The organism is Phycisphaerales bacterium, from assembly GCA_029268515.1.
In the GTDB taxonomy this organism is placed as follows: Bacteria; Planctomycetota; Phycisphaerae; order Phycisphaerales; family SM1A02; genus JAQWNP01.
Genome location: JAQWNP010000006.1, coordinates 275,827 through 302,297 on the forward strand (window position 1 = coordinate 275,827; position 26,471 = coordinate 302,297).

Annotated in this window: 23 protein-coding genes and 1 tRNA gene; 13 read left to right on the forward strand and 11 right to left on the reverse strand. The window is 50.5% G+C overall.

All coding sequences use genetic code 11. The features are described 5' to 3' along the window. Nucleotides 1-54: 54 nt before the first annotated feature. Complete coding sequence (locus P8J86_04095; GenBank protein MDG2053869.1) at nucleotides 55-951, forward strand: hypothetical protein; 897 nt, start codon at nucleotides 55-57, stop codon at nucleotides 949-951. On the opposite strand, the gene P8J86_04100 is transcribed toward P8J86_04095, so the two are convergent. Continuing rightward, nucleotides 912-2,870, reverse strand: a complete 1,959-nt coding sequence (locus P8J86_04100) for an ABC-F family ATP-binding cassette domain-containing protein (GenBank protein ID MDG2053870.1) — start codon at nucleotides 2,868-2,870, stop codon at nucleotides 912-914. The genes P8J86_04095 and P8J86_04100 overlap by 40 nt on opposite strands. Before the next feature lie 127 nt (nucleotides 2,871-2,997). Here P8J86_04100 and P8J86_04105 point away from each other — a divergent pair, with 127 nt between their 5' ends. The 6 genes from P8J86_04105 (at nucleotide 2,998) to P8J86_04130 (ending at nucleotide 11,190) form a co-directional block, all read left to right on the forward strand. Next, entirely contained in the window at nucleotides 2,998-3,534 is a 537-nt protein-coding gene (locus tag P8J86_04105) for an HIT domain-containing protein (protein MDG2053871.1), read from the forward strand. A gap of 412 nt (nucleotides 3,535-3,946) precedes the next feature. Continuing rightward, complete coding sequence (locus tag P8J86_04110) at nucleotides 3,947-4,237, forward strand: hypothetical protein (protein ID MDG2053872.1); 291 nt, start codon at nucleotides 3,947-3,949, stop codon at nucleotides 4,235-4,237. 147 nt (nucleotides 4,238-4,384) lie between these two features. Beyond that, nucleotides 4,385-5,758: an MFS transporter gene (locus tag P8J86_04115; GenBank protein MDG2053873.1), complete on the forward strand. Its 1,374-nt coding sequence runs from the start codon at nucleotides 4,385-4,387 to the stop codon at nucleotides 5,756-5,758. 200 nt (nucleotides 5,759-5,958) lie between these two features. Next, nucleotides 5,959-7,716 (forward strand): 30S ribosomal protein S1, encoded by a 1,758-nt coding sequence (locus P8J86_04120; GenBank protein ID MDG2053874.1) that lies wholly within the window; start codon nucleotides 5,959-5,961, stop codon nucleotides 7,714-7,716. Between the two features lie 539 nt (nucleotides 7,717-8,255). Further along, on the forward strand, nucleotides 8,256-10,067 hold the full coding sequence (locus tag P8J86_04125) for a hypothetical protein (protein MDG2053875.1): 1,812 nt from the start codon (nucleotides 8,256-8,258) through the stop codon (nucleotides 10,065-10,067). A 115-nt stretch (nucleotides 10,068-10,182) separates the two neighbouring features. Continuing rightward, nucleotides 10,183-11,190 carry a hypothetical protein gene (locus P8J86_04130; protein MDG2053876.1) on the forward strand — a complete coding sequence of 336 codons (1,008 nt, stop codon included), beginning with the start codon at nucleotides 10,183-10,185 and terminating at the stop codon, nucleotides 11,188-11,190. Between the two features lie 133 nt (nucleotides 11,191-11,323). On the opposite strand, the gene P8J86_04135 is transcribed toward P8J86_04130, so the two are convergent. Genes P8J86_04135 through P8J86_04150 form a run of 4 tightly spaced genes read right to left on the reverse strand, consistent with a single transcriptional unit; the run spans nucleotide 11,324 to nucleotide 16,685 of the window. After that, nucleotides 11,324-13,399 (reverse strand): S9 family peptidase, encoded by a 2,076-nt coding sequence (locus P8J86_04135; protein MDG2053877.1) that lies wholly within the window; start codon nucleotides 13,397-13,399, stop codon nucleotides 11,324-11,326. Nucleotides 13,400-13,442: 43 nt separating this feature from the next. Further along, a complete protein-coding gene (locus P8J86_04140) occupies nucleotides 13,443-14,774 on the reverse strand; it encodes an ABC transporter permease (protein ID MDG2053878.1) in 1,332 nt (443 codons plus the stop codon). Nucleotides 14,775-14,813: 39 nt separating this feature from the next. After that, nucleotides 14,814-15,113 (reverse strand): hypothetical protein, encoded by a 300-nt coding sequence (locus tag P8J86_04145; protein MDG2053879.1) that lies wholly within the window; start codon nucleotides 15,111-15,113, stop codon nucleotides 14,814-14,816. Nucleotides 15,114-15,122: 9 nt separating this feature from the next. Beyond that, a complete protein-coding gene (locus P8J86_04150; GenBank protein ID MDG2053880.1) occupies nucleotides 15,123-16,685 on the reverse strand; it encodes a HAMP domain-containing sensor histidine kinase in 1,563 nt (520 codons plus the stop codon). A 195-nt stretch (nucleotides 16,686-16,880) separates the two neighbouring features. On the opposite strand from P8J86_04150, the gene mtnA reads away from it, so the two are divergent. Then, complete coding sequence (gene mtnA / locus P8J86_04155) at nucleotides 16,881-17,987, forward strand: S-methyl-5-thioribose-1-phosphate isomerase (protein MDG2053881.1); 1,107 nt, start codon at nucleotides 16,881-16,883, stop codon at nucleotides 17,985-17,987. 37 nt (nucleotides 17,988-18,024) lie between these two features. Further along, nucleotides 18,025-18,372: a ClpX C4-type zinc finger protein gene (locus P8J86_04160; GenBank protein ID MDG2053882.1), complete on the forward strand. Its 348-nt coding sequence runs from the start codon at nucleotides 18,025-18,027 to the stop codon at nucleotides 18,370-18,372. Nucleotides 18,373-18,386: 14 nt separating this feature from the next. Here P8J86_04160 and trmB read toward each other — a convergent pair whose 3' ends face one another. From trmB to rpsU, 4 genes are all read right to left on the reverse strand, one after another. Continuing rightward, complete coding sequence (gene trmB, locus P8J86_04165) at nucleotides 18,387-19,043, reverse strand: tRNA (guanosine(46)-N7)-methyltransferase TrmB (GenBank protein MDG2053883.1); 657 nt, start codon at nucleotides 19,041-19,043, stop codon at nucleotides 18,387-18,389. Between the two features lie 48 nt (nucleotides 19,044-19,091). Beyond that, nucleotides 19,092-19,511, reverse strand: a complete 420-nt coding sequence (rsfS, locus tag P8J86_04170; GenBank protein ID MDG2053884.1) for a ribosome silencing factor — start codon at nucleotides 19,509-19,511, stop codon at nucleotides 19,092-19,094. A 17-nt stretch (nucleotides 19,512-19,528) separates the two neighbouring features. Continuing rightward, complete coding sequence (locus P8J86_04175; GenBank protein ID MDG2053885.1) at nucleotides 19,529-22,189, reverse strand: sodium-translocating pyrophosphatase; 2,661 nt, start codon at nucleotides 22,187-22,189, stop codon at nucleotides 19,529-19,531. 315 nt (nucleotides 22,190-22,504) lie between these two features. Continuing rightward, nucleotides 22,505-22,732, reverse strand: coding sequence for a 30S ribosomal protein S21 (rpsU, locus tag P8J86_04180; protein ID MDG2053886.1), 228 nt, complete (start codon nucleotides 22,730-22,732; stop codon nucleotides 22,505-22,507). A 235-nt stretch (nucleotides 22,733-22,967) separates the two neighbouring features. On the opposite strand from rpsU, the gene P8J86_04185 reads away from it, so the two are divergent. Beyond that, nucleotides 22,968-23,633 (forward strand): NYN domain-containing protein, encoded by a 666-nt coding sequence (locus tag P8J86_04185; GenBank protein ID MDG2053887.1) that lies wholly within the window; start codon nucleotides 22,968-22,970, stop codon nucleotides 23,631-23,633. Here the strand turns inward: P8J86_04185 and pdxH are convergent. Together pdxH and purE are read right to left on the reverse strand one after the other, a co-directional pair. Next, nucleotides 23,630-24,229, reverse strand: coding sequence for a pyridoxamine 5'-phosphate oxidase (pdxH, locus tag P8J86_04190; GenBank protein MDG2053888.1), 600 nt, complete (start codon nucleotides 24,227-24,229; stop codon nucleotides 23,630-23,632). The genes P8J86_04185 and pdxH overlap by 4 nt on opposite strands. 26 nt (nucleotides 24,230-24,255) lie before the next feature. Beyond that, entirely contained in the window at nucleotides 24,256-24,765 is a 510-nt protein-coding gene (gene purE, locus P8J86_04195) for a 5-(carboxyamino)imidazole ribonucleotide mutase (GenBank protein ID MDG2053889.1), read from the reverse strand. A gap of 137 nt (nucleotides 24,766-24,902) precedes the next feature. On the opposite strand from purE, the gene P8J86_04200 reads away from it, so the two are divergent. From P8J86_04200 to P8J86_04210, 3 genes are all read left to right on the forward strand, one after another. After that, on the forward strand, nucleotides 24,903-25,946 hold the full coding sequence (locus P8J86_04200) for an aspartate-semialdehyde dehydrogenase (protein MDG2053890.1): 1,044 nt from the start codon (nucleotides 24,903-24,905) through the stop codon (nucleotides 25,944-25,946). Nucleotides 25,947-26,008: 62 nt separating this feature from the next. Continuing rightward, nucleotides 26,009-26,079, forward strand: a tRNA-Gln gene (locus P8J86_04205). Between the two features lie 114 nt (nucleotides 26,080-26,193). Next, the gene (locus P8J86_04210) at nucleotides 26,194-26,466 is read left to right on the forward strand and encodes a hypothetical protein (GenBank protein ID MDG2053891.1); all 273 of its coding nucleotides are present in this window, start codon (nucleotides 26,194-26,196) and stop codon (nucleotides 26,464-26,466) included. Nucleotides 26,467-26,471: the final 5 nt, after the last annotated feature.

Consider the following 26,471-nt stretch of genomic DNA (forward strand, 5'->3'; position numbering starts at 1 on the left):
TGCGAAATAGATTTAAGCAACGGCATAGCGGAAAAACAGACTATTAGGATTCGGATGATGACCAAAGACACAAACCTGTTAACACGAACTGAGCTCCTTGAAGTTGCTGCTGCAGATGCATTGGGGCTGTTAGATGATTTCGAGACCGAACAATTCAACCGGTCTTTCCACAATGCCCCTCCTGCTGTTCAGGATGAGATTAAAGAACTTCAAGCAGAGATTGTGGCTGATACTTCACTATTACCGAACATCATGCCACCAGAAGCGCTTCGTGAACGCGTACTGGAACATTTACGGAAGCGGATCCTTGAAGAGAACTCTGAATTGGCGCCGCTGGCAACCATTGGCCGCTTCGGACACAACTTGGCGACAAGCAGTGAAACTACCCGAGTGAGCAGACGCAACTTAGTTTCGCACGATGCGTGGCGTGGCGCAGCAATCATTCTCGTTGGCGTGGTCGTTGCAATCTCCATCTACGCTTATAAAACCAATGACCGAACCAATGCTTTGTTGGCTGATGTTGCACTCAACCTACAGACACAAGATCAACTTAAATCGTACCTTGGCAATGATCTTGATTCCTTTGTCGCAAATCCAAGTTGCATTCAGGTTGCAATGTACTCTGTTGAAAGAAACTCACGAGGCATGGGCCATCTCTGGGTCAATCAACGAGATAATGAAGTCTTCCTGATCACGCTAGACCTCCCCTCCAGTGATGGTGAGTTCACACTTAGTGCGATACTTTCGGATGGAACTGAGTTGTCCAATATCGTGAGTTTCAATTCACGACCCATTACTGGACAGCGTTTCGCAATTGATGCCAGCCAACTGGTCGATGCGACGTTCATGGTGACCGACGCTACTGGAAATGTCGTCCTCTCCAGTAACCCTACATCATCAATATCATTGACCTACGCGGCTCCTCCGCGTTCCGACCACTCAGCCTCATAAGGCAGAAGTTTTACAACTAACCTCTCTCGCATGGCGGTTAAATCCCGGCATCGCTCGGGGTTCGTGTAGATATCTGGCTGCGAGAGTTCTTGATCAATTTTCTTAATATCAGACTCAAACGTCTCTATGCGATCCTCAAGCTTCTTGAGGCTGAGATGTGAAAGATTGCTCTGGCCTGATGTGCTTGCCTTCTCTGAAGCCTGCCGGCCGGCATTTTGCACGCTGCTCTTTTTTCGGTCTCGCTTACCAGGTGACGGCGACCCCTTCTCCTTGTCCACGACTTTTTCGGTTTGAGATAACCACTGTTCGTAGGTTCCTGTAAACAACGTCACCTCACCATTGATATCAAAGATAATCAAACGTGTACAAGTCGCTTGCAAGAGCGCTCGATCATGTGTGATCAGAAGTAACGTGCCCGAAAAACCGCTCTCAATTGCCAAGGCCTCTTCGAGACGAGCTGCCGCAGGAATATCAAGGTGATTCGATGGTTCATCCATGACAAGTAAATTGTGAGGTGAGCCCAACAAACCAGCCAGACGCACTCTGGCCCGCTCACCCCCAGACAGTAAGTGCAATGGTTGATCCTGCTCTTCTCCACTGAAGAGAAACCCTCCAGCAAGATCTCTGGCTTGCTGCTCTGTGACATCACGGCCATTTGACTCATGCTCAACGGTTATCTGAATCGCTCGCCATATCGAGAGGGAGAGGTCAAGACCATCATGAACTTGCTTGAAATAACCCGTGCTGAGCCGGCTTCCCGGCCGCACTTCACCCTGTGTGACCTGCTCCTGACCAAGTAAGCATCTGATCAGTGTTGTCTTTCCAACTCCATTGGGGCCAATAATGCCTACCCGATCACCTCGCGTAATGGTCAAGGACAGATCTTGGAAGAGCTTGAGATCACCAAATGACTTAGAAATCTCCTGCGCAACAACAACCTGATCGCCACTACGCGGCGCTTCGGGAATCTTCAGCTTAATCACATCCAATTCTCTGGGACGATCGATCATCTCCTCTTTTCGAAAACGATCAAGGCGTGACTCACGCCCCTTGGCTTGCTTCGATCTTTGGCCTGCTTTGTATCGGCGTATGTAACCTTCCTCTTGACGGACTCGCGTCATCTGTTTGGTGTACTGTCGGCTGAGGGTTGTGCGCTGCAGGGAGCGCTGCTCAAGATAATTTGAAAAATGACCTGGGTATTCAAACAGGCGGCCGTTGTCGACTTCGATAATTTTGTCGACCACTCGATCGAGCAACCAACGATCATGGGTCACTAAGACGATGGCGGCAAACTGTGAATCTATAAGAAAATCTTCTAGCCACTTTCTCGCTTCAATATCGAGGTGATTCGTTGGTTCATCAAGCACAAGAATGTCGGGCGATTCAAGTAGTAATTGAGCTAATGCGAGCCGCGCTAGTTGTCCACCTGAGAGAACCGTGACTTTCTGATCAAATTGATTGGTAGCAAACCCAAGTCCATGGAGCATTGCTTCTACGCGGTGCTCCGTCACATAGCCACCAGCGACCTCGAGCTGCTCTTCTAGGGTCACCTGCTGGCGCATTAGCGCATCGAGCTTTGCACCCTCCGCATGGGCCATCTCTTCAAATAGTGCCGCCAGTTGATCCTTCAATTCAGATGTTCGAGCAAAGGCACGCCCGGCTGCGGAAAGCACGGTATCACTCGGATCAAAGAATCGCTCCTGAGCCAGCGCACCGATGGTCAGACCCCGTTGCACCTCAACGCTGCCCGAATCACATGGAACTTGGCCACTGAGAATATTTAACAGCGTGCTCTTGCCCGTACCATTTCGCCCCACCAGCCCAATCCGCTGTGAGCGTTCGATGGCCATAGTGACGCCACTTAACACCTCGTTCGTGCCAAATCTGCAAACCACGTTCGTTAATGTTGCCAGTGACATAGCCAGCCAATTCTTAGACGATTTCCAGACATTCCGACACCATAGTCCTCAATGAGCGACTCTTGATAATAGCCTAGCCCTAATGGTGTGGGGTTGCATACCTTGCCTGCCGCCCTAGGATCAAGACATGCAAGGCGAACAACTCTGGGCTCCCTGGCGAGCAACCTATCTTCGTGACCTGAAATATAAAGCGGACGCTTCAGGGAAAGAAGTGGCCAGTATTGATAATTTCTTGGCCACCTATTGGCTAACTCCTGAAAAAGATCAGGAGCATCTGGTCATCCATCGCAATGATTTTGGAATGATCTTACTGAATCGATTTCCTTATACATGCGGGCATCTTCTTGTTGCAATAGGAGAGCCACGTCCCACCCTTCTCGATTATGACGCCGATCAGCGCCGCGCATTCTGGGATCTGATTGAACTAGCAACAGCACTGGTACATGCCACACTGAACCCACAGGGCATCAACTTCGGCATCAATGAAGGTGCTGCTGCGGGGGCTGGTTTGCCTGAACATCTTCACGCCCATTTGGTACCAAGGTGGAACGGTGATACCAACTTCATCACTGTTGTTGGTGATGTACGAGTCATGCCTGACTCACTCCAGAAGATCGCGACAGACTATCGTCAGCAATTAGCCTCACTTCTTCTTGATACCTAAATAAAAAAGCGGCGACCGCACAGGTACTGTGAATTGCCCACGTCCGCCATGGTTTGCTCGAACCCAGGATCAAGGTGGGCTCACCTGCCGACGATCCAGGACTTCCACTCTTTGGAGGCTTGCCCGTCGTCGCGGATCAGCGATCCCATGGGGTTCAATAGGCTCGAGAAAAAATACCAGGCGAACAAGGGCCACCACCCCTGGCGGCCGCTGCCAGTTAGACAGTACCTCCACAATGGAGGTAGGGCGAGGCATTTAGGCAATGTTCCGGCAATTCATGGACAGAAGTTCTATACTATGGGCCGCGACCAGCACGATCGGTGCTGCGAGCGGCTGGTCGAAATCTCACTCCTAGCTCTTCCTGTCCGGCGGCAGTGTTGAGCTTCGGGAACAGAACAAGGTGGCAGAACGCATGAACCGTGCTCTTAGCTTTATTACAGTTGGATCTTCACTAATCACAGTAACTGCCTTGGTGGGCTGTAGTTCCCCAAATAATGTGAGCACCAATGCTATTCTTTCTAATCTGACGCCCGAGTTACAAGGACTCACTGAGAGAAGCGTTGATGTCCAGAGCCATATGGCTGTGACTGGCAATGTGGAGTTTCGAGAGTTCTGGGGTGATTTAGGACGTGCCACGTATATCGACCATCCCAGCCGGCTCAGTCCCTACCCAATCGTCTACACCAGTGGTCAGCCTCGCTGATTTTCCGTACCTGTGTTTTGCCAGTGACGCGACGATGTGGGCATCGCATTTCTTGGACTGACTTAATTGATCATAAAATTGCAGTTTCGATTTGCGCTTGAAGAAACCTTTGCTCCTTCAAGCGTAGTCACATGCTGATAGGCACACATGCAACTGAGTGTTTTTCGCCTGGTTAAAACATTTGTCGCCTCGTTTCATCCAAAACAGATGCCCGAGCTCAGTCGTCACGCTTACCAGAAGGAGCTTATTGCTTGGTCTTTGTTACCGTTGATGACTGGCGCCGCTGAAGGCAAGGTCGTTGGCGTCATCGTTAAGAATGCCTACGCAGGTGTGGTCTCTGATGGACTGCTCAATCTGATTGTGGCGATTCTCATCGCATCTAAGGCGTTTGCCAATATCACCAGCCTCGGCTGGGCTGGAATGAGTGCTGGAAAGCACAAAATTCAGTTCGCCAACATGCTCATGTTTATCACTGTGCTGCTTGTTGCAGCCATGGCCCTGGCGCCTTTTAACGCCCTCGGTGTGTGGATCTTCCTGGTGGGCGTCATTGGCGTGCGCATCTGCTGGACTGGCGTAGTCACCATTCGTACCAGTGTCTGGGCAGCGAACTACCCACAGCACGAACGTGGCCGAATTACCAGCCGCCTGTTTATTCTCCACACGCTACCGGTTGCGGGTATCAGCGCCGTGATAGGTCAGGCGATGGACTGGAATGCTAATGCTTTCCGAATCATCTTCCCGCTTGTCGCCATCGCAGGAACATTTGGCGCCTTAGCATATGGAGGCGTCAAGGTTCGCGGTCATAAAGCACTGCGAGCAGCCGAACGCAAAAATGCAGGGATTGGCATTAAGTCATCACTTCGACAAGGATTGAAAATCCTCAACAGTGATCGTTTATTTCGGCGCTTTGTACTAACGCAATTCGTTTTTGGTTTTGGCAATCTCATGGCAATGGCGCCACTCGTGATCATATTGAAAGATCAATTTGAGCTCGCATATTTCGGATCACTCATGCTGCTGATGACGATACCGATTGTTGTCATGATGCTCTGTATTGGTCTTTGGTCGCGGCTCTTGGACAAAGTACACATCATTAAGTTCCGGCGAATTCACAGTTGGACCTTTGTGATCACCATTTTGCTCATGTTCATAGCCACGGTAACGTCTTCCCCATTTTCACTTTGGATTGCTTCCATCATGCTTGGTGTGGCACAAGGTGGTGGTATTTTGGCGTGGAACCTCGGGCACCATGACTTTGCCCCATTGGAAAAGAGTGGGCAATATATGGGTGTCCACGTCACCCTATTTGGCATTCGAGGAATACTGGCGCCTTTGGCGGGCGTTGGCCTTTATCAGGCCTTAGCAAGCTGGCCCACATGGGATGGACCAGTGGTCTTTGCTGTCAGCGCTGCCATTAGTGCCTCTGGCGCTATTGGATTCCTGCTTATATCTCCACCGAACCGGTCTCAGCAGCGAGCATCGGCCGTTCTACCTGGCTCGAGCCAAGACGCTGCAGATTGACCTATTGAGACTGACTTTCTGGTCCAAAATGACTCAAGCGACGTTATACTGCTTGGCTGCTTTCCGGCCACGCTTACGTTCTCAATCGATGGATGCTTCAATTGTTTTGAAGCCGATGACGACGTCACAGTGTGGGGCATTCCGCCCCTGAACTGGCCCCAGAAAAATGGTCCAACTGGACCGAAATACCCACTAAACACATGGTAGATCAGAATCTAATTGCAACTCTTGATATCGATCAAGCAAGCGTCGATGCTCTTATTCTTGAAGCACTTGGAACCGAGGTCGCCGGCGGCGATATGGACTCGGTACTTGCCAGTGATATGGCACAACTTGAACGCGGCAAAATCCTTAAGGGACGCGTCGTAGGCAAAGCCGGCGATGACGCTGTTGTTGAAGTTGGCCTCAAGTCTGAAGGCCTTATTAACAAAAACGAATTTGACGACTTTGACGCCCTCTCACCAGGTGACGAAATTGAAGTCCTGCTCGAAGATATTGAAGACGATTCAGGCGTCATCAAACTCTCGAAGCGCAAGGCCGATCGCATCCGTGGATGGGAACGTATCTTGGCCAACAATGCGGAAGGTGACATCATCGAAGGCCGCGGCATGCGTAAGATCAAGGGTGGACTACTCGTTGATATTGGTGTTCCTGTGTTCCTACCCGCCTCTCAAGTTGATATCCGTCGCCCAGGTGACATCGGTGAGTTCATCGGCAAGATGATTCGCGCGGAAATTCTCAAGATCGATGAGGAGCGGCGCAATATCGTTATCAGTCGCCGTAAGCTCATCGAACGCGAACGTCATGAAGCTAAATCCGAACTGATGAGCCGCATCGAAGAAGGCCAGCTCGTAAAGGGCACCGTCACAAACATTGCTGAGTTTGGCGCTTTCGTGGACCTCGGTGGCGTTGATGGCTTGCTGCATATCACAGATATGAGCTGGGGCCGAGTCAATCACCCCAGTGAAATCTGCAAAGTCGGCGATGAGCTTGAAGTCAAAATTCTGAAGATTGATCTGGATCGAGAGAAGATCGCACTTGGACTCAAGCAGAAAGAAGCCTCCCCATGGGAGAGCATCGAAGAGAAATTCCCGATTAACAGCCGTATCACTGGGCGTGTGGTGAATCTGGTCAGCTATGGTTCGTTTATTGAACTTGAACAAGGCGTCGAAGGCCTTGTTCACATCTCAGAGATGTCTTGGACAAAACGAGTCAATCATCCCAGTGAAATTCTCAGCGTTGGTGAAGAAATCGAAGTGGTTGTTCTTGATATCAATCGAGATAAGCATGAGATTTCTCTTGGCATCAAACAGACAGAAGTTAATCCTTGGGAATTAGTCGCAGAGAAATATCCTCCAGGCACAATTATCCATGGAACTGTTCGCAATCTTGCAAACTACGGCGCGTTTGTTGAAATCGAGCCGGGTGTTGATGGGTTGTTACACATTTCCGATATCTCATGGACTGAGAAGATTTCCCATCCCAATGAGAAATATAAAAAGGGCACAGAGATTGAGTGCGTTGTGCTCGAAATCGATCGCGAAAAGCAGCGCGTCGGCCTTGGTGTCAAGCAGCTCACTGAAGACCCATGGCTAGAGCAGATTCCTGCTGCATATCAGCCTGGCATGGTTGTGCATGGCACCGTTACGAAGATCACTAATTTCGGCGTCTTTGTTGAATTAGAATCAGGTCTTGAAGGCCTCTTGCATATCTCCGAACTTTCGGACGACCAAATTGAGACGCCCAATGACATCGTCAAGCCTGGTGACCAGGTCGATGTTAAGATCTTGCGAGTGGACTCTGCTGATCGAAAGATTGGCCTGAGCCTCAAGCGAGCACAATGGGGCGATGACACCCCAGTTGAAGACGGCGATCCAACGGTTGAAGGATCAGATGCACCATCCAAGGGCGGCATGGACGACCATGGTGCATTGGGAACCGACAAGATCGAGCTCTAATCAAACCAACCCAAAATCACTTCTTAAAAAGCCCCGGCCTTGCCGGGGTTTTTTTAAGCCGTCTGAAACAATGACTCATTAACCAAACAGGCCCAGCCAAAGGCTGAGCCTGTTACGCGAATCCTCCCCCAAGGATCCGGCCGCGAAAAACGCGGCGTATATTGAATGACCGTCACTGTCGTGATCTGCGATTTTGAGGCGTCCACATGCTGGACGCTTGTATTGTTGTATTCAGATATGCCCTCTAAGCTGCCAAATGGAAAGCTCAAGGCATATCTTCTCAATACCTGACGTCCTTACGATCCCGGTGGGCTAGCATAGGGTGATAAATGTCAGCACTACCAAAATCGCTATTCGACGACGGTTCTCCGTCAATGTCATCATTGCTCGCACGGTAAAGGTCCTTTTTTCCTGATCTTCAGATGTCTAGTCACTTAATAACTTCAATCCCTGTGCCATTGTCCGCACAGAGCAAGTACCGGAGAGCCAGTTGCCTCAGCCGGTTTTTTCTCGGACCACTTGGTCTGGTTATGCGCCGCATGATGCCCAAAAGCAACATCCAATGTTTATTGATTACCACAGTGGTGCTTGGACACAGTTTTTCTATCTACGCGAATGCAGATGAGACTCTGGATGTGAGTGCTGCCTTAGACGCTTTTACAGTAAGTCGTTCATGGATCGATTTATTTGATGATGAGGGACTGCCACCACCAACCTCTCCCCAATCAGCAATACCAATTCCTGGGGCCACTGGCGTTGCTGTCATTCTTCGAAGGGCAGGCCATGTCATTGCGTTGGCAACGGACGCTCAACCAGACCAGTGGATGGTACGGCGTGCTGTTGGCCGGGCTCTGAGTCAGGTGCTTGGCAGTGCCGGAGCAGCAAACCTCCCGCGCGATATGAGAGATGAACTTGCAACACAGGTTTCACTTGAGATTGAAGTGGCTGGCCACATGCAACCAATCTTGGCAACAACTGCGGCACAGCTCAACAACCGCTTGGCAGCAGGTTCTGATGGATTGGCACTTCGTCATGAAGAGCGTTGGTACCTTGAGTTTCCATCTGCAGCCAGAGCATTCAATCGGAGAATTGCCGCACCAACACTGGCGGGGCTTCTCGGTGAAGCTGGCTTGCCACCACGGCCACTTTCTGAACTTGCGAGACAACCTGAAATGGGTGTCTATCGGTTTACCACGCTGGATCTCGCACAACGCTCACCGCAAGCACTGCCACTTATTTTGGAGCAAGGCGATACTTTGGTCGAAGCTTCTTCAATTACTCCAGCTCGCATCACCCAAGCCGCAAATGAGATCGCATCACATCTCTTAACAAAAGCTTGGCCTGGCCCTGAGCCGGTTGGATTGCTTGGGGGCTACAACCCCGTCACCGACTCATACATTCCATTGATCGCTTCAGATGAAGATCAGCTCATTATCGCAATGGCACTACGCAGATACGCGCGTATCGATCGAGCCAATCCGACCCAAGCGGAACAAGCCCGTGAACTCTCCGCCTCAATACTGACGGCGCTGGCGACACGAAGGAACAATGAAAATGCGCCTCCACTTCATCCAGTACTGGCAGGATTTATTGTCTTAGCTTGGGCAGATGAAATGCCGTATGAGACGAATTCAGCAGCATTGCACCAGGAAGCTCGCGATACCATTCTGGCGCTGACCATGAACCGCTCTGCTTTAAAGCTCAATCCCCATGAGCAAGCCATCATCGTTTCTGCAATGACTGCCATATCGCGCCAAGCTGGCCAAACTGATCTTCCACCGCTGACCCCTGAAATGATGACTGAGTGGATTGATGCAACCTGGACGTTGGTACCCGAAAATGAATATGTATCACTCCACCCCTGGTTAGGCTGGGCGGTGATCGATATGAATGTGATCTCAGGTGAAACGACAAGCTGGGACCAAATGCTCCGCCGCCAGCGGCGCTTGCTGCAGACCGCTCAAGACGGCCCTGAAGATGCTCCTTGGGCTCCAACGCTTGATGGTGGGTTCCCTCTTGGCCTCGGCACCAAGGCCAATGCAACCGCTCAGGGCTTACGCCCAGGGATTCTCTTAGCCACCATGCTCGGCCAGCAGCACCTGACAAATGATCAGGAGCTAGCAGCCGCCATAGAATCTCAGTTATCTGCCATGAGATTTCTTATACAACTCATGCATCGAATAGAGACCCCACATCAGCCCCGGACGCCCAAAAGAGCTGTTGGAGGGGTCCGAGCGGCTCTTTGGGATCAAAATCAACCCTCAGCGGCCCAGGCGATGGGGCTGATTATGGCTTGTGAAACCCTCGAGAGCCTACGAATTCTCACAAAAAGACACGTCGAACCCAAATAACACACTTACTTTCGCTCGAAGGGCTCAGCCTTCATCATCCGATGAATATACTGTAGAGATCGCTTCGCCCAGATGTCCCTGAATTGCGGAGCTCTTACTTGTTGGAGACCACACTATGAAACTTCTCACACTCTCTCTGAGTATTGCCCTTTTAGCTACGCCAGTATTAGGCCAATCGCTCTCTGAACGAATTGACCAGGTTCGCAAGAACAGAGAAGCGAATCTCACCCGAGCAAAAGCCCAGATGCTCGGCGCTCTGTTGTATACACCGCTGACATTTGAATTCCAAGACAGACCTGTCCGTGAAGTTTTCACTTTGATGCAGGATGTCCTCGGAGTAAGAATCATTGGTCGCTACTCTGACGATAAGGAAGGTCACGGTATTGATCCGGACATGATGATCTCCCTTGATGTCGAAAACGAACCAGCACTTCTCATCCTTGAGAACATACTTGAACAAGCAGAAGATCTCGAAGATACAACTTGGCAACTTCGCAATGGTTATCTAGAGGTGGGTACAAAAGAACGACTCAGTGTTCCCCCTGCTCAAGAGCTTCGCATCTACCCTGTCGAAGATCTACTCTACGACCTTCCACAGTTTAATGATCCACCAGATCTCGATCTTGCAGCATCGCTTGACCAAGGCCAGAACGGCGGCGGTGGTGGTGGTGCCGGCGGTGGTGGTGGTGGTGGTGGCTATGGTGGTGGCGGTGGCGGTCGCAGCGGCGGCGGCGGCGGCGGCAGTAGTGGCGGCGGCGGTGGTGGTGGTAACATCTTCGGTGGCCCCGGCGGCGATCCTGATCAGATGAACCGACAGGAAAAAGCGGAAGAGCTTATTGTGATCATCACTGAATTGGTTGAGCCTACGAGCTGGAACATCAACGGTGGAACAGCTGCATATATCCGTTACTACGAAGGCAATCTTATTATTCGGGCCCCTGACTTCATTCAGCGGCAGATCGCTGGTTATCCCGCTATTATCAAGCCAACCCGCAAGACATCTGACTCGGGTAGCGCGAGACGCTATGTCACTTTTTCAGGCATGCTTCAGAACTCGCAGCTTCAGGGATTTGATACAGCAACAGTCACTGGCTCTACTGGTGGCACTGTAAATAACCCATAGAACAAATGACTTCTTAGAGATCTTCAAAGCACCCTCAATAAGCTGAGGGTGCTTTCTTTTTTGCGATTGAAAGAAATGGTCTTCGTGCACAATGATTGGCTACTTGCACTATCTCACAGGGTCATAAAAGTAACTATTCCTCATCACCCAGTGTATAGCCCTCTAGCCATTGCACATCCCATTGTAACTTTGCTTCTCGGTCAGATCGTCGACTTAGTCCATGGGCAGTGTTCGGATACACAACTAACTCGCTTGGCACATCCAGATATCGACTCAACGCGCGATGCAGTGCTTGGCTGTGGGCAACAGGCACACGTGCATCATTCGCTCCACAGTGGATGAGTGTCGGTGTGCTAATCTCATCGGCGCGATAGAGAGGTGACATCTCCTGCATCGCCTGAGGTTTTTCCCATGGAAGTCCACCCGCATAGTTGATGACATGCCCCGGCGTATCCTCGACAGCCCACTGCATGGTCATATCAAAGACACCCGCCCCACTACTCGCTGCTTTAAAGCGATCCGTTTGAGTAATCAGGCAGTTCGTGAGATAACCGCCATTGCTCCACCCAGAAACAGCGAGGCGGTTGGGATCAGCGATACCACGCTCAACCATAGCATCAACACCAGCCAGAATATCTGACACCTCAATATCATTTTCTTGCTCGATCAGGTCTGTCAGAAACTTGTCTCCATAGCCCGTTGAGCCACGATAATTCGGGCTAAGAAGAGCCCAACCGCGTGCGGGAAAAAGCGTCCGACCATAAACCCAATATTGGAGACGGTACTTGCTTGAACTTGTTGGCCCCCCATGCAATTGCACTAACATTGGTAATGGGCCATCTGACTGCTGGTCATATCCTGGTGGCAACTCAAGAACACCCTCAACAGTGACACCATCTGGTGCTTTCCATTGGACAATCTTGACCTGAGGAAGCCGCCATTGATCAACGTGGGGATTTACATTGGTCAAACGACGGTATTGCGCTTCTGAACCAAGATCCATCACCAAGAACACATCATTAAAGTGAATCAATCCGCTCGTCACGATTGCGAGTTGCTGGCCGTTGTCATCAAAACTAAATGAATCAACAACGACCTTACCTGGTGTCAGTACTGTTGCTTTAGACGCTGGGTCACCACCAGCATCCTTGATTTGGTACACACGTTGGACCGCATGTGATTCCGCAAGGAAGCATAAGTCATGAGATTTCGATCTCCATGTCAATCTGCCCGAGGTCGTCAATTCTTTTGCTGCCTCATCTCCAGATAAAGTGCGTGGCAACTTACGAACAGTTGGAGATGACTCCTCTGGAAATGTCGCAACAAAAACTTCTTGAGGATAGCCATCAAAATCGACTGAAAACGCCAGCCTTGCCCCATCAGCTGACCAAGTGGGCGATTCTATCCAGCCATATGGCGATGGTCCCTGCGATCGCCAAAGTCCATCGGGCAAGGTGGTTGTCTTGCCGCTCGGAACATCCACAATATCCATCTGAGACCAACCTTCATGCGAAATCAGTTCGTCGTCAGGGACTTTTACCAGTGCGACTTTTTGAACATGATCGTTGACTGAAAAGTCTCGATAGAAACCCTTAGGGGTCACCAACTGATTCAGTCGCCAGGTCGTGAGATCAAGCTCCCACAGTTCAGAGTGCTCCCCAGCATCTGAACCATACTCTAGACGATCAAACTGGCTACGCAGTTCTTGCCATCGATCATCAATCTCGGCGTCACGGGAACACAGGAAGTATAAACGGTCACTCTCACGGCTTAGTTGATACTGATCAATCCCGCCTTTGACCCTTGTGACTTGCTGAATCGTTTTTGTCTCTGGCGATAGCCTCCATACTTGTAAACCGCCGCTCTCAGTAAATCGTCGACTCTGAAAATAAATCCAGGAGCCATCATTGCTCCAAGAAAGATTCCAATCATCTGCGTGGTCAAAAGTCAATCTCTGTAGATGCTCGCCTTTTATGTTGACCATCCATATATCTCTGTTGCGGGTTTCATGGTCCAGTGACCAACGACTATCCGTAAAAGCAACATTGCCACCATCAGGGCGCATTGCACACTCTCCGACATAAGCCAAGGTGAAATAGTCTTCAATCGTAATGCTATGGGTGCGTTTTCCGTGCACTGCTGTCGGGGCCCCTTGTGAAGAGCCGAGAACAAAAAGCAGTAGCAGGCCTCCAATGGCTGATGTAAACATTCGAGGGAGACTCCTTGAAATGAAGGTTCTTTACTGGATACGACTAATCATGCCGCAATGCCACAATGGGATCTTGTCGACTCGCCACGATTGCTGGGTAGATACCAAAAACCAATCCAACAACGGCAGAGACAACGAATGCCACGATAATTGACCATGCCGTCACCTGGGTTTCCAACACAACAGCACCATCAAACGACTCTGCAATGCCCGGCAACGAGAGGATCCATGGGACGAGCGTAGAGATAACTGCAGACAACCCAATGCCCAAAGCAATCCCCAACAAACCACCAACTGCTGAAAGCGACCCGGTCTCAACTAAGAACTGAGCCAATATATGTGCTCGGGTTGCCCCAACAGCACGGCGCACACCGATCTCTCTTATACGTTCAGTGACTGACGCCAACATAATATTCATGATGCCAATACCACCAACAACAAGACTGATGGCAGCAATTGATACAAGCACAATGTTCCAGATCATCTCCCGTTTCTTTCTCGCTTCAAGAAGCTCCCAGGGAACGATGAGCTTCACATCACTAAGTTCTGGATGCTCAACTTCAATAATCCGCTGTGCTCTGCTCGCTGTATTAACGACCTCCTCTGTTTCATTGGTCGTAATATAGACTTCAGAGATCTCAACATCCTCACCAGAAAATGAACCTGACTGACGACGAACTACGATATCACCGAACTCAAGTTCGGCTGTCGTTATTGGTATGTGAATATCCGCATTCAAATCACGCCCAAGCAACGCCGCACCAGAACCCCCTGCTAATCCAATTGGGCTAAGAACGCCTATCACACGAAAGACTCTCCGGTCGATCCGAAACTCCTGTCCAACCGGATTTTCAAGTGGAAAGAACTGTTTTACGATGTCGGCACCAATGACTGCAACTGGCAGCCGCTTCTCGATATCGTCCGGTGAAAGATACCGACCACCAGGCTCAACTGTCAGATTGGCAACATCCAGTAAATCTGGAGTGGTGCCAAACGACTGACTCACTGTGCGCCTTGCCTTACGCGATATCTCTGAACCAACGGATTTTAGTGGAACGATGTAAGCGGCATCGGTAAGAAAGTGCTCTAGACGTGCGAGATCTGCTCGTGTCAATCCAAAGCTTGCCACAAACGACCTTTGGCTCGAACCAAATGAACCTGACTCTGGCGGTCGCTGTGAACGTACGATCACATTGGTAGCGCCTAGTTTTTGAATCTCGCGCAGCGCCGCCTGCTTATTACCCTCACCCAAAGCCACCATCACGATCACGGCTGCAACACCAAACATAATGCCAATGCTGGTCAAAATGGAGCGCAGCAAGTGAAGCCTCAGGTTCCAAATGCCAAGCCGAGCAATCTCTAGAAAGAAACTCACAAATGACCTTCCATTCGACCAGGTGCCTTGAGCACTGAATCAACCCTCTGCAACAATCAGATCAGGAACCTGAGCATCTGCTGATCTATTGAGTCTTCGTACGATCGAGGCATCAAGCCGCTTAGGAAGCTCCTCAACCGTCATAAAACGAAGCACAAAAACCAACGCAGCTCGAGCAACGAGCCAAGGCATATCAGCCCCTGTTTGAGACCATAGATTGTAATCGGCCCACGACAGATGGACCTCGATCTCTCTGAGAAGATCACCTGATTCCAGCTTCACAAGGAAACACCAGCCCAGGGCCTCTTCCTGCTCTGTCAGACTCTGAATCAATACCATGTTTACCCACTAGCCCATGAGAGGCCGGCGTTCCTCCACACGGTACTGCTCTGGAAGCTCTACGACAAAAGTTGCACCCTGGCCAGGATTCGACCCAAATGACACGCTGGCACCAAGCATTTCGGCCAACTCACGGCAGATCGCCAGGCCGAGACCTGTACCCGGGTGTTCGCGGGTATGAGATGCATCAACCTGACGAAATTTTTCAAAAACGGTGTCTTGCATATCTTCAGGAATACCGGGCCCTGAATCTGTTACCTCAACACGTACACCTGGCGATCGATCAGGTCGTACGATTCGCTCTGCACGAAGTACAACGGGACTTCCAGGGGGTGAAAACTTAATTGCATTCGAGAGATAGTTATAAAGAATTTGCTGCACCTTGCCAGGATCGGTTTCGATTAAAGGCACGTTTTTTCCAATCTTAACATCGATTGAAAGCTCTTTTGATTCTGCCTGCGGACGCATAATCGCCACGATGCCCTCAATAAGATCGCCAACACTAGTCGATTCGAGATTCACCTCCATGCGCCCAGCTTCGATCTTAGCCATATCAAGAAGCTCATTAATCATTTCAAGTAGCTGTCGGCCACTGTGAATAATATTTGCAATGTAACGAACCGACTTTGGGTCAACGCCCTCTGACACACGGCTTGTTTCATCAAGGAGTTCTGCAAAACCAATGATTGAATTCAAAGGTGTCCGAAGTTCATGGCTCACGTTTGCTAGGAACTCACTCTTCAGTCGGTCGGATTCATATAAACCGACATTGGCTTCGGCAAGTTCTTCAAGCTTCAGATCAAGACCCTCATTAATTGATCTTAATTTTGATTGCCCTTGTTCTAACTGGTCAAGCATTGAATCAAACGCACCAGAAAGTTGTTCAAACTCATCACCAGTTCTTAGATTTGCGCGAATAGTCAAATCACCAGCTTGAACGCGCTCCGCAGTTTCACGCAGCCGCCGTACTGGAGAGAAGATTAGTTTGGTTAAAATAAAGTAAAAGACCAAAATGGCGAGAAGCCCCGCAACAATACCTGCAGAAATGATGAAGACACGGCTCACCAGTCGCTGGCTCGCAGAAAACTGCGTCGTACGTTCGACCATTAAAATACCGACCACGGGATCTGCGTCATTTGTTTCAACTGGGCTGGTTACAAACTCTTTAATTGATCTTGCATCGATCGCAAGCATCTGTGATTGACGCACTGCCCTCGCATATCGAAACGTTGGCACATCATTGAGTTCGGTGGATACGTAGTACTCAGAGTCTCTGGGGCTCGATTGAAAAATTTTGAGCGCCCGCTCTATAAACCCCTTGCCTTTATCTAAAGAGTCTACTTTTGTGACTTCAACAAACTGCATCGAGAGTGCAGATCTTTGTTTAGGATCCTTCACTTCATCATCTAAGGCCTCAGGTAATTCTCCTGAGTTTTTCATTGATCCTAACTCAATGCCTGCTGCAAGCCAGGTGTCTGCAAGCTGTCGAGCAAGCTCTAGTTGGTAGTCCTTAACAAGGGCGGCCGTGTGAAACCACGGCACACTTAAGGCCGCGATCAGAATGATGAACACGGCACATCCGAAAAGGAGCTGACACTTATTTGAAAGACTGATTCCTGACTTCACCCCCAAAAGATACGGGCAGAGTGGGTCTGGTGGAACCCCTATCCCGATTCAAACCCGTTTACACTATTTCTGTAGCCGCTTCATGAGCTCTCTAGAGCCTTTTCTCAGCTAGACTTGGGAATTCTTTGGAGGATCCTATCTATGCTTGTTGCTGGAAAGCCCATGCGTTCCATCTGGTGTACCCAGTCTGGCGAAGCCGTGTCTATCATTGACCAGACCAGGCTTCCACATGAACTTATTATCAGTGAGCTTACTTCTGTCGGCGATGCTGCCAATGCCATCTCTACCATGGCTGTACGTGGTGCCCCACTCATTGGGGCAACGGCTGCCTATGGCATGGCTCTCGCCGCTCGCGCTGATGCCAGTGATGAATCACTTGCTCAAGCGACAGAACAGCTCGCTGCAACTCGGCCAACCGCTCGTAATCTCAAGTGGGCTCTGGAGAATATGCATGCCGCACTCAACGAAACACCAGTAGATCAACGAGTTGACATCGCGTATCAGCACGCCCATGAGATTTGTGAGCAAGATATTCAGATTAATCAGGCAATCGCGGCAAGCGGTCTACCGTTGATTAAATCGCTCGCAGCTGCGAATCCTAATCGACCTGTAAATGTGCTCACTCATTGCAACGCGGGCTGGCTTGCCACAGTCGATTGGGGTACCGCAACCGCTGCGATCTATCTAGCACATCAAGCAAACATCGACTTACATGTTTGGGTTGATGAAACACGTCCTCGTAGCCAAGGCGCTGCGCTGACGGCATGGGAACTTGGTCATATGGGCATTTCGCACCATCTAATCACCGATACCTGCAGCGGGCACCTCATGCAAACAGGCCAAGTTGATCTCGTCATCACTGGCGCAGATCGTGTCACAGCGACTGGTGACGTATGTAACAAGATTGGAACTTATCTGGTTGCCTTAGCTGCCTCTGATAATCAGATACCAATGTACGTTGCCACACCATCGCCAACAATTGACTGGTCGCTCTCTGATGGCCTCTCAAGCATTCCTATCGAGCAAAGATCGGTAGAAGAAGTGACTCATGTATGGGGATGTACAAAAAATGGCTCCATCGAGCAGGTACGCATCACGCCACCACAGACATCTGCAGTTAATCATGCATTTGACGTCACTCCTTCACGACTTGTTACAGGGCTCATCACAGAGCGAGGCATTGTTGATGCCAACAAGGACGACTTAGCTCATACATTCTCAGAATGTGTTGTTTCGACAAGCCCGTAATTGTGAGCAGAGGGCCATTGGGCCCTATACTGACAACATGCAAAGACCAGGCTGTGATCTCACCAATATCCAACTTGATGATATTCTGTGCGACTTTTGCCATAAGCCATGGGGTGGAAATCATGCCATGATTGAGGGCCATGAGGGCTCTGTCATCTGCGGCCAATGCCTCACTGTGGCATTTACGTTTCTTTGTCTCGGTGATGCACCAGAAGCGCCAGCAGGCACCACCTGTAATATGTGCTTAGAAGTGCGCGAGGAACCACTCTGGGAGAGTCCACTTCACGAAGACGCCTGGATCTGCCGCCGCTGCGCAAGAATGGGAGCAACCTCACTTGATCGCAGTAAGGACTTTGATTGGGAAAAACCGCAAAAAGACTCGTAACGACGTCTTATCCATCATCCAAGTCGGCGAAGTGTCATTGCACTCACTGATCTCTTTTCAGCCTGGTACTTTCTTTCGAAGTTGGTGCCAACAAATTCACCCTCTTGAGCTGATTGTGGTGGCCTGAATTCCTCACGAGAAAACATCTGTTGGTTGGCGCCCACCAGTTCCTCATACCACGCCCAAAGCTCGGCATGGTCTGTGACAAGGTGAATCTCTCCGTCTGGCTCTAGGATCCGATGAAACTGCTCAAGTGACTCACTTTGCAAAACACGCCGCTTGTGATGACGCTTTTTCGGCCAGGGATCTGAGTAGTACAAGTGAATCACTGAGGTGCAGGAATCTGGACACCAAAATCGAATGAACTCAGTTGCATTCGCATGCAATACACGCACGTTTTGTAGTTCACGACGCCGAAGTCGATCAGCTGCATACCGATAGAACTCTCCGGCCCATTCAATGCCCAGGAAGTTCGTCTCTGGCTGAAGAGAAGACTGTTGAACAAGAAATGTGCCCTTGCCGGCCCCAATTTCAATTTCGAGGCGAGACTTTGTGACTGGAAATAATGAATGAGGATCAAACGATCCTTGATCATGGGGTGGCAGATCGTCTTGCACCAGTCCCCATGCACCAGTCTCTAATTGTCGCCCTCGCCCAAGTCCAAATGACATATCTGGCCTCTCCGTCTACGGTCGGATCAGCTTCAAAACCAGTCGTGCCTACAGCTCCGATTCAGCCCCTACTGAACCAGGTGCAGATCTTGGGGCATTCTCCCAAGGAATGCTCGGTGCATCATGCCAAAGCTCTTCGAGTGCGTAGTACTCACGTAGCCGAGGCTCAAACAGATGCACAACCAAGTCAACAAAGTCGATGATTATCCAGGTCGAAGCTTCGTCACGATTAGAATTAAAGCAGGAATAACCAAGCTCTTTGCCAAGCTTGGCGAGCTCGTCTGCGACGGAACGCATCTGACGATCACTTGTCCCTGTGGTTATCAGTATCTGATCACAAACATGACTCAGCCCACGCACGTCCAGAAGGCGCACGTCCTCGCAGCGACGGTCTGCAAGAAGCTGAGCTACTTGTATAGAGAACGTCTCCAATGAGGGCGTTTCACGAGCTGGTGGGTCTGGTGTCAAAGTGCTCCTTCGAGGCCTTAGTCAAGGCCGAACCAAGCTGAAACACCTGGGCCAACATAAACCACCAAACCCGCAAACACGACCGACACAATGGCAATCAACTTAATCAGAATATTAAGAGCCGGGCCTGAAGTGTCCTTGAAGGGATCTCCAACGGTATCACCAACAACACCAGCTTTATGAGCATCTGAACCCTTGCCGCCATGGTGCCCTGCTTCAATATACTTCTTCGCATTATCCCAAGCGCCACCAGCATTCGCCATGAAGATCGCAATCGCAAAACCGCTGGTCAAGCCGCCGACGAGTAATCCCATCACACCGCCAACACCAAGAACAATACCGACCAACACCGGTGTCACAATCGCCATGATTGCCGGAACAACCATTTCTTTCTGTGCGCCAGCTGTTGAGATTGATACACACTCTGCATAGTCAGGATACTGAACACCATCCACCATCACCTTGCGAGGCCACTTCATTGGATCAGCAAGATCAGCATCTGACATCCCATCTTTCTTGAACTGAGCCTTCATCTTGGCAAATTGACGACGGCATTCGCCCATCATTTGATAAGCCGCTCGACCAACTGCACTCATCGTCATAGCGCAGAATACAAAGGCCAACATGACGCCAAGGAAAATGCCTCCAAGAACACGTGGGTTCATGATTGAGATGTCGTAGAAGTTGAGAATCTGACTGATCGTCGCTCGATGTGCCGCCACGAGTTGAAAAGATGCTGGTTCTTTTTCTCCGTCAATAACAACAGCATCTATCTGATACACATTTGCTGTGTCGGCCCAATGGCCATCAAGCTCAACAATCGTGCCAGGCTCAATGTTATCGTCAATCATGCGATCGACTACAGGTGCTGCAACCATGAGGCCACCAAACTGCATGTAACCGCTCTCAGAAATATCAAGGGCTTTAAATTGACCATGGCCTTCATACTGAGCATGGATCCTGTGCTCACCTGTCAGATCAAATTCGCCATAGGCCATAGGGCTTAGGTTTCCAGGTGGATCCGCTTCAGCATAGATCGCTTGAATCGCGTCGGAATCTGCTGTGAGCTTCTTAATAAGCGTCCCTTGTACAACCGCAACGTATGCCGCCAGCAATGCCATTGCTGTCAGCGCCGCAGAGCCAATCGCAAATCCTTTGCCTGTTGCAGCAGTGGTATTGCCCAATGAGTCGAGCATATCGGTACGTTCACGTACATATTCAGGCTGATCAGACATCTCTGCATTGCCGCCAGCATTATCAGCGATTGGACCATATGCATCAGTAGCGAGGGTGATTCCCAGTGTGGAAAGCATGCCTACCGCTGCAATCGCCACTCCATAAAGACCAATAAGGAAGTGCTCTCGACCACCTGCCATCGTAAAGGCTGCGATGATCGCCACCACAATCGTCATAAGAGGTATCCACGTCGAGCGCATACCAACAGCAATACCCGAGATGATCACCGTGGCAGCTCCGGTTTCGGCTTGCTCGGCAATCTCTTGGGTCGGCTTATGCTCATACGAGGTGTAATACTCTGTCGCTCGAGCAATAACCAGCCCAGACAGGAGGCCGCAAAGAATCGCGCCCCATAACCCAAGCCAACTCACGTCGCCGAGGCCGCTGAGAATCCAATAGAGAAGTCCCAGTGAACCAATCAAAAGAAGTCCAGAGGCAACATAGACACCCATATGTAGACCATTAAGCAGCTGCTTAAACGAAGCACCTTCTTTGGCTTTTACGAAATAGATGCCGATCAATGAGCAGAGAATACCCAAGCCAGCAAGTGCCATCGGAAGAACGGTCAGGCGAAGAGCGACATCTGTAACCTCGGCTCCCATTTGCGTGAGCCCCATTGCTGCTGCTGCACCAAGCGCCATCGCCGCAAGAATAGAGCCGTAATAACTCTCGTAGAGATCTGCACCCATGCCTGCAACATCACCAACGTTGTCACCAACATTGTCAGCGATCGTTGCTGGGTTACGTGGATCATCCTCAGGAATACCCGCTTCGACCTTACCAACCAGGTCAGCACCAACATCAGCGGCTTTGGTGTAAATACCACCGCCAACACGTGCAAAGAGCGCCTGGGTGGAAGCACCCATTCCATACGACAACATGACAGCTGTGAAGTAAAGAACGTGTGTTCCGGTTGTTTCACCCTCTCCAAGAGGCACCATGTTCCATACGAAATACCAGACTGATGCGTCGAGTAGTGCGAAGCCAACCACGACCAAGCCCATCACGGCACCAGCACGGAACGCAACGGTCAGGCCGTCGTTAAGAGACTGTTTGGCAGCGAATGTCGTACGGGCTGACGCGTTGGTGGCCATCTTCATGCCAAACCAACCACACAAGCCTGAGAGTGTGCCTGCAATCGCAACGCCAATGACGGTCCAGATAGGCTGAATGCCAAATCCAGCCAGAACTGCCAATACCACGAGCAAGGCAACAAAGACACAGAAGACGACGATGTACTGGCGTTTGAGATATGCCATGGCACCACTGCGCACGGCAGTTGCAATCTCAACCATCAGGGGCTCACCCTCTGATTGGGCCATCACCTTACGGCTAAAGTAAAAAGCTGCTAACAAACCGAGGATTGCAGCACCAGGCGCGATAAACCATGCCGGGATGTTCTCGGCTACATAATTGAAACTCGCAAGCGTCAACTCGTTCACGGAAACACTCTCCTGTGAAGCTGTCGTTTTTGACAGCCTTAAAACTCTTACACGACGTTTTTCAGATAACTCTCAATTTGTACGATTGATGCGTCCCACAAGCGACGCTCATAAACAACTCATTATCCATCAAGCACATAAGCACATGATGTGGGGAACCAAGGTTTGAAGGGAAACTCCCGCCATCACCGATGGCCACGTATCTATATTTCAACAAGACTATCTCGGACTATCGAAGGTGATCGGCTTAACCGATCAGCCAACTCCATCTGTCAGAAGCACTTCGCACTCATGGCTATGGCAACAACCTGCGACTCAGCGGCTTGGATTCCGAGGTCGACGCTCAGTAGTACCGCCAGTCTGTTCACGAACTGCACGGCTAATGGACTTACGGATTGCTCGACGGCGGCGCTCGGACGGCTTCTCAAAATACTGCCGTCGCTTCACGTCCTTGGTCAGGCCTTCCTTCTCACACAGCTTTTTGAAGCGGCGCAGCATCTGCCCCACTGATTCGTTGTGCCGTGTCTTGATTCGGATCGCCATTAAAAGTGCCTTCCTGACTCAAAGTTGAGCGGGGTATTAGATCGGAAGTTGGCCGTGTTGGCAAGTGGTAAAGACCACTGAGCTCGGCATAAATAATCGACAGCCTGCCATAGTAGTCCACGATTTACAGAAAGGGGGCCATGCGGGCCCCCATTTTTGCGATCTTGAGGCCAGAACCTCGGAGAACACCAGTGGTATCCCTAGACTGCCGATATAGTCACTTGGAGTGCATAAAATGACCCTCTTGGTTGATACCTACAACGTTCTGCATGTCGTCGGCGTACTTCCCGATTCTCTGGCGGGCATCAATGTGGCTGGTCTCGCCAAACTCATTGGATTAAGCCGTTATCGGGGAAAAAAGTCTTTTCTGGTCTGTGATGGCGTCTCTGGGGCAAAAACAAGTTTGCCTGATCAAATCCAGGTGGTCTTTTCTGGCTCAAAGCTCACAGCTGACCAGGTCATCGTGGCCAAGGTTTTGGCTGCAAGCTACCCCCGTCAAATCACAGTGGTCACCTCAGATCGAGCTATCCAAAGAGCCGTCCGACGACGCAAGGCCAAGACGATCCCCAGTCCAGACTTTTTAGAGCATCTCGTGGCTGATGCTGAAAATGCCAATATTCAATCCAAGGGTGCCCAATCTAAACCGAGCCCCAAAGGGCCATTGAGTGAAACGGCCATCGAGGCATGGGCTCAATATCTCGATATTGATCTTGAGCAGTTTGATTTGTCAGAGCTTGCCCCACCAAGCCCGGCGAAGGTGCCTAAGCCGCAATCAACTCCAGCGCCCCCACCATCCAAGCCTGCTCAAAAACAGGATGGCCCCAAGTACGTCAGGGCCCAACCTGATTTTCCACCAGACATCCTGGCCGAAGCAAGGCGCTTGCTTGACGAAAAAGACTAGGGATAAAGCCGCCGTACCGACCAGACTTGATCCTGCTGTTCGAAGCGAACCCGATCGTGATAACGAAAATCCTGCCCCTGCCAGAACTCGATGCGATCTAAGGACACACGATAACCAAACCAATATGGAGGCCTTGTCACTGGCTTTCCATTGAACTTACTTTCCGCCTCTTTCCAAGCTTCCTTCAAAGCCTGTCGTGACTCAGCAGGTTGTGATTGGGTACTTGCCCAAGCACTTATCTGAGATCCGCGTGGGCGGGTTTGAAAGTATGCGTCGCTCTCCTCATCAGAGATACGCTGCGCATGACCAGTGATACGGATCTGACGAGCCTGTTGATCCCAGTGAAAAAGAAGCGCCACTGCTTTGTTGCCTGCAATCTCGCTGCCTTTTTGGCTGTTGCTATTTGTAAAAAATACCGCTCCACGCTCATCAAAGTCTTTCAATAAGACAATTCGACTGCTTGGCTGTCCATGCGAATCAACCGTAGAGAGTGCCATCGCAAGTGGATTTGGTAAGTCGATCTCGGTCGCTTGCGCAAACCACTCGCGACACCAATCAAATGGCGTAGTAGGTGGATGGTCAAAGTCATATTCCATGTTGTCCGGTCCGCCAATATATTTGCTTATTTTGCAGGTGGAAGCGTATCTACTTTCGCAGATTGCGCTGCGCGATACTCACACCATGCCGTTTTTACTGTGTCGTCACTGAGTGCCAAAATAGAGGCGGCGAAAAGGGCTGCATTAATCGCCCCAGCACCACCAATAGCAAAGGTGGCTACTGGCACACCCTTGGGCATTTGTGCCATCGATAGAAGTGAGTCCAGTCCATCGAGTGACCACCCCTGCATCGGACATGCAAGGACTGGAAGCGCTGTCATAGATGCAACCACCCCTGCAAGATGAGCCGCTCCCCCAGCTGCACAGATAAAGACCTCCACTCCTCGCTCAGTGGCTTCCTCGATATAGTCCGCCAAACGGTCAGGTTGACGGTGGGCAGAAATGACATTGCACTCATGGGCCACACTCAGCTTATTGAGCGTTGAGGACGTCTTCTCCATGGTCGGCCAATCTGAGGCACTGCCCATGAGTACGCCAATGCGTGCACCATCTACTTTTGTGTATTGCTCTGACATGAACTTCTCGCTTGCTCTTAAGGAGGGAAAGAATGTCGATGGTACTATTCCCACGCAGAGTCGCAATGCCCCCTTGTCTGAACTACCCCAAGACAACCACCCAGGCCCGCCCACTGCCCTGGATTTGGAACCACCAAATGGCCCGCCAACCTAAAAATTCGATCGCCATTATTGGGGCCACGGGTGTTGTCGGTCGGACGGTTGCAGAAATTCTCCAGACGCGGTTGACCTCACCCTACGCACTTCACCTATTGGCCTCGAGCCGATCTGCGGGGTCTCCCCTTCTCATTGGTGATCAACAATACACCGTTGAGTCACTTGAAGATGCCTCTCTTGAAAACCATGACATCATCTTCAGCTGCGCTGGAAATTCTATTGCTCGCCAAATCGCACCCGGCGCCGTGCAACATGGCGCTTGGTTTATTGACAGCTCCAGTGCTTTTCGGATGGATCCATCAGTTCCCCTCGTGATACCAGAAGTTAATCTGCAACTTCTTAAAAAACTCCAACGCCCTCAGATCATTGCCAGCCCCAACTGCTCGACCACCTTGGCACTTGTTGCTGTTAATCCAATTCGAGAAGCTGTGGGTATTGAACGGATGGTGATCAGTACCTACCAAGCCGCATCGGGTGGCGGCCGAGCACTCATGGAAGAACTAGAAAATCAAATTCACGATCATGCCACAGGCCAACCATATCGCTTAGCGGCACTAGACCGCCCCTATCTCCTCAATGTATTTAGCCATGAGACACCCATTGGTGATGACGGATACAACGGCGAAGAACGTAAGGTGATCGATGAGACAAGAAAGATCTGGGAAGAGCCAGAGGCTTGTGTCACCGCGACGTGTGTTCGTGTTCCCGTACTGCGGTCCCACTGTGAGTCCATCACCCTCACACTTCGCGCACCTTTGACAGTGGAAGATGCTCGTGTTCTGATTGATCAGGCACCCGGTCTCGCCCTCTGTGATGACCCAAAAAATGGTCGTTTTCCTGAGCCGATCAATGCAAGCGGACAAGACGACATCCTGGTTGGCCGTATTCGAATGGACCAGAGCCAGCCAGAGGGCATTGGCCTCCAACTTTTCCTTTCTGGCGACCAACTACGTAAGGGTGCTGCTCTCAACGCTTGCCAAATTGCTGAAACGTTAATCGCGAATGACCCCTCATTACACACCTAATACGCAATGTTCCTACGCGCTTGCTCCAAATGGCTCTGGATGGCTAGAATTGCTTTTTCTGATGGGGATTGGTGTAACGGTAGCACGGCTGACTCTGAATCAGTTAGTCAAGGTTCGAATCCTTGATCCCCAGTTGTTCTTTAAGTGGTGCTAATCACCAAAGATGAATCTCAACAAGCAAAGCAGATTTTCAAGTACCCTGATGAATCACTACCTTTGCTCTTACATATAGAACAGGCTTCTACCAATGAATCAGGAACAAGATCCGTCAAGACCAGTTGTTGACGATTCCGTTCGCGACTTCCTGCAGCATCCGCCAAGCTATAAGCGTGCTACCTGGCTGCTTTGGCTCTGCCTCGCCGCATTTATCTTTGGGATTGTGCTACTGGCTATTGGGCTCAGCCTAGATAACACCGATGACACACCCGCACTCTTTGTGTTTGGTGTGGTCTTGATTTTCGGTGGACTCGTTGGCTTTCTGTTCTCGACGATGCTCCGTTTTACACATAAACAGAGATAGAGTTT

Bases quoted from the DNA above. Each gene is read 5' to 3' on its own strand.
- P8J86_04095 (MDG2053869.1), top strand. From the start codon at position 55: ATGATGACCAAAGACACAAACCTGTTAACACGAACTGAGCTCCTTGAA.
- P8J86_04100 (MDG2053870.1), bottom strand. From the start codon at position 2,870: ATGTCACTGGCAACATTAACGAACGTGGTTTGCAGATTTGGCACGAAC.
- P8J86_04105 (MDG2053871.1), top strand. From the start codon at position 2,998: ATGCAAGGCGAACAACTCTGGGCTCCCTGGCGAGCAACCTATCTTCGT.
- P8J86_04110 (MDG2053872.1), top strand. From the start codon at position 3,947: ATGAACCGTGCTCTTAGCTTTATTACAGTTGGATCTTCACTAATCACA.
- P8J86_04115 (MDG2053873.1), top strand. From the start codon at position 4,385: ATGCAACTGAGTGTTTTTCGCCTGGTTAAAACATTTGTCGCCTCGTTT.
- P8J86_04120 (MDG2053874.1), top strand. From the start codon at position 5,959: ATGGTAGATCAGAATCTAATTGCAACTCTTGATATCGATCAAGCAAGC.
- P8J86_04125 (MDG2053875.1), top strand. From the start codon at position 8,256: ATGATGCCCAAAAGCAACATCCAATGTTTATTGATTACCACAGTGGTG.
- P8J86_04130 (MDG2053876.1), top strand. From the start codon at position 10,183: ATGAAACTTCTCACACTCTCTCTGAGTATTGCCCTTTTAGCTACGCCA.
- P8J86_04135 (MDG2053877.1), bottom strand. From the start codon at position 13,399: ATGTTTACATCAGCCATTGGAGGCCTGCTACTGCTTTTTGTTCTCGGC.
- P8J86_04145 (MDG2053879.1), bottom strand. From the start codon at position 15,113: ATGGTATTGATTCAGAGTCTGACAGAGCAGGAAGAGGCCCTGGGCTGG.
- mtnA (MDG2053881.1), top strand. From the start codon at position 16,881: ATGCTTGTTGCTGGAAAGCCCATGCGTTCCATCTGGTGTACCCAGTCT.
- P8J86_04160 (MDG2053882.1), top strand. From the start codon at position 18,025: ATGCAAAGACCAGGCTGTGATCTCACCAATATCCAACTTGATGATATT.
- trmB (MDG2053883.1), bottom strand. From the start codon at position 19,043: ATGTCATTTGGACTTGGGCGAGGGCGACAATTAGAGACTGGTGCATGG.
- rpsU (MDG2053886.1), bottom strand. From the start codon at position 22,732: ATGGCGATCCGAATCAAGACACGGCACAACGAATCAGTGGGGCAGATG.
- P8J86_04185 (MDG2053887.1), top strand. From the start codon at position 22,968: ATGACCCTCTTGGTTGATACCTACAACGTTCTGCATGTCGTCGGCGTA.
- pdxH (MDG2053888.1), bottom strand. From the start codon at position 24,229: ATGGAATATGACTTTGACCATCCACCTACTACGCCATTTGATTGGTGT.
- purE (MDG2053889.1), bottom strand. From the start codon at position 24,765: ATGTCAGAGCAATACACAAAAGTAGATGGTGCACGCATTGGCGTACTC.
- P8J86_04200 (MDG2053890.1), top strand. From the start codon at position 24,903: ATGGCCCGCCAACCTAAAAATTCGATCGCCATTATTGGGGCCACGGGT.
- P8J86_04210 (MDG2053891.1), top strand. From the start codon at position 26,194: ATGAATCAGGAACAAGATCCGTCAAGACCAGTTGTTGACGATTCCGTT.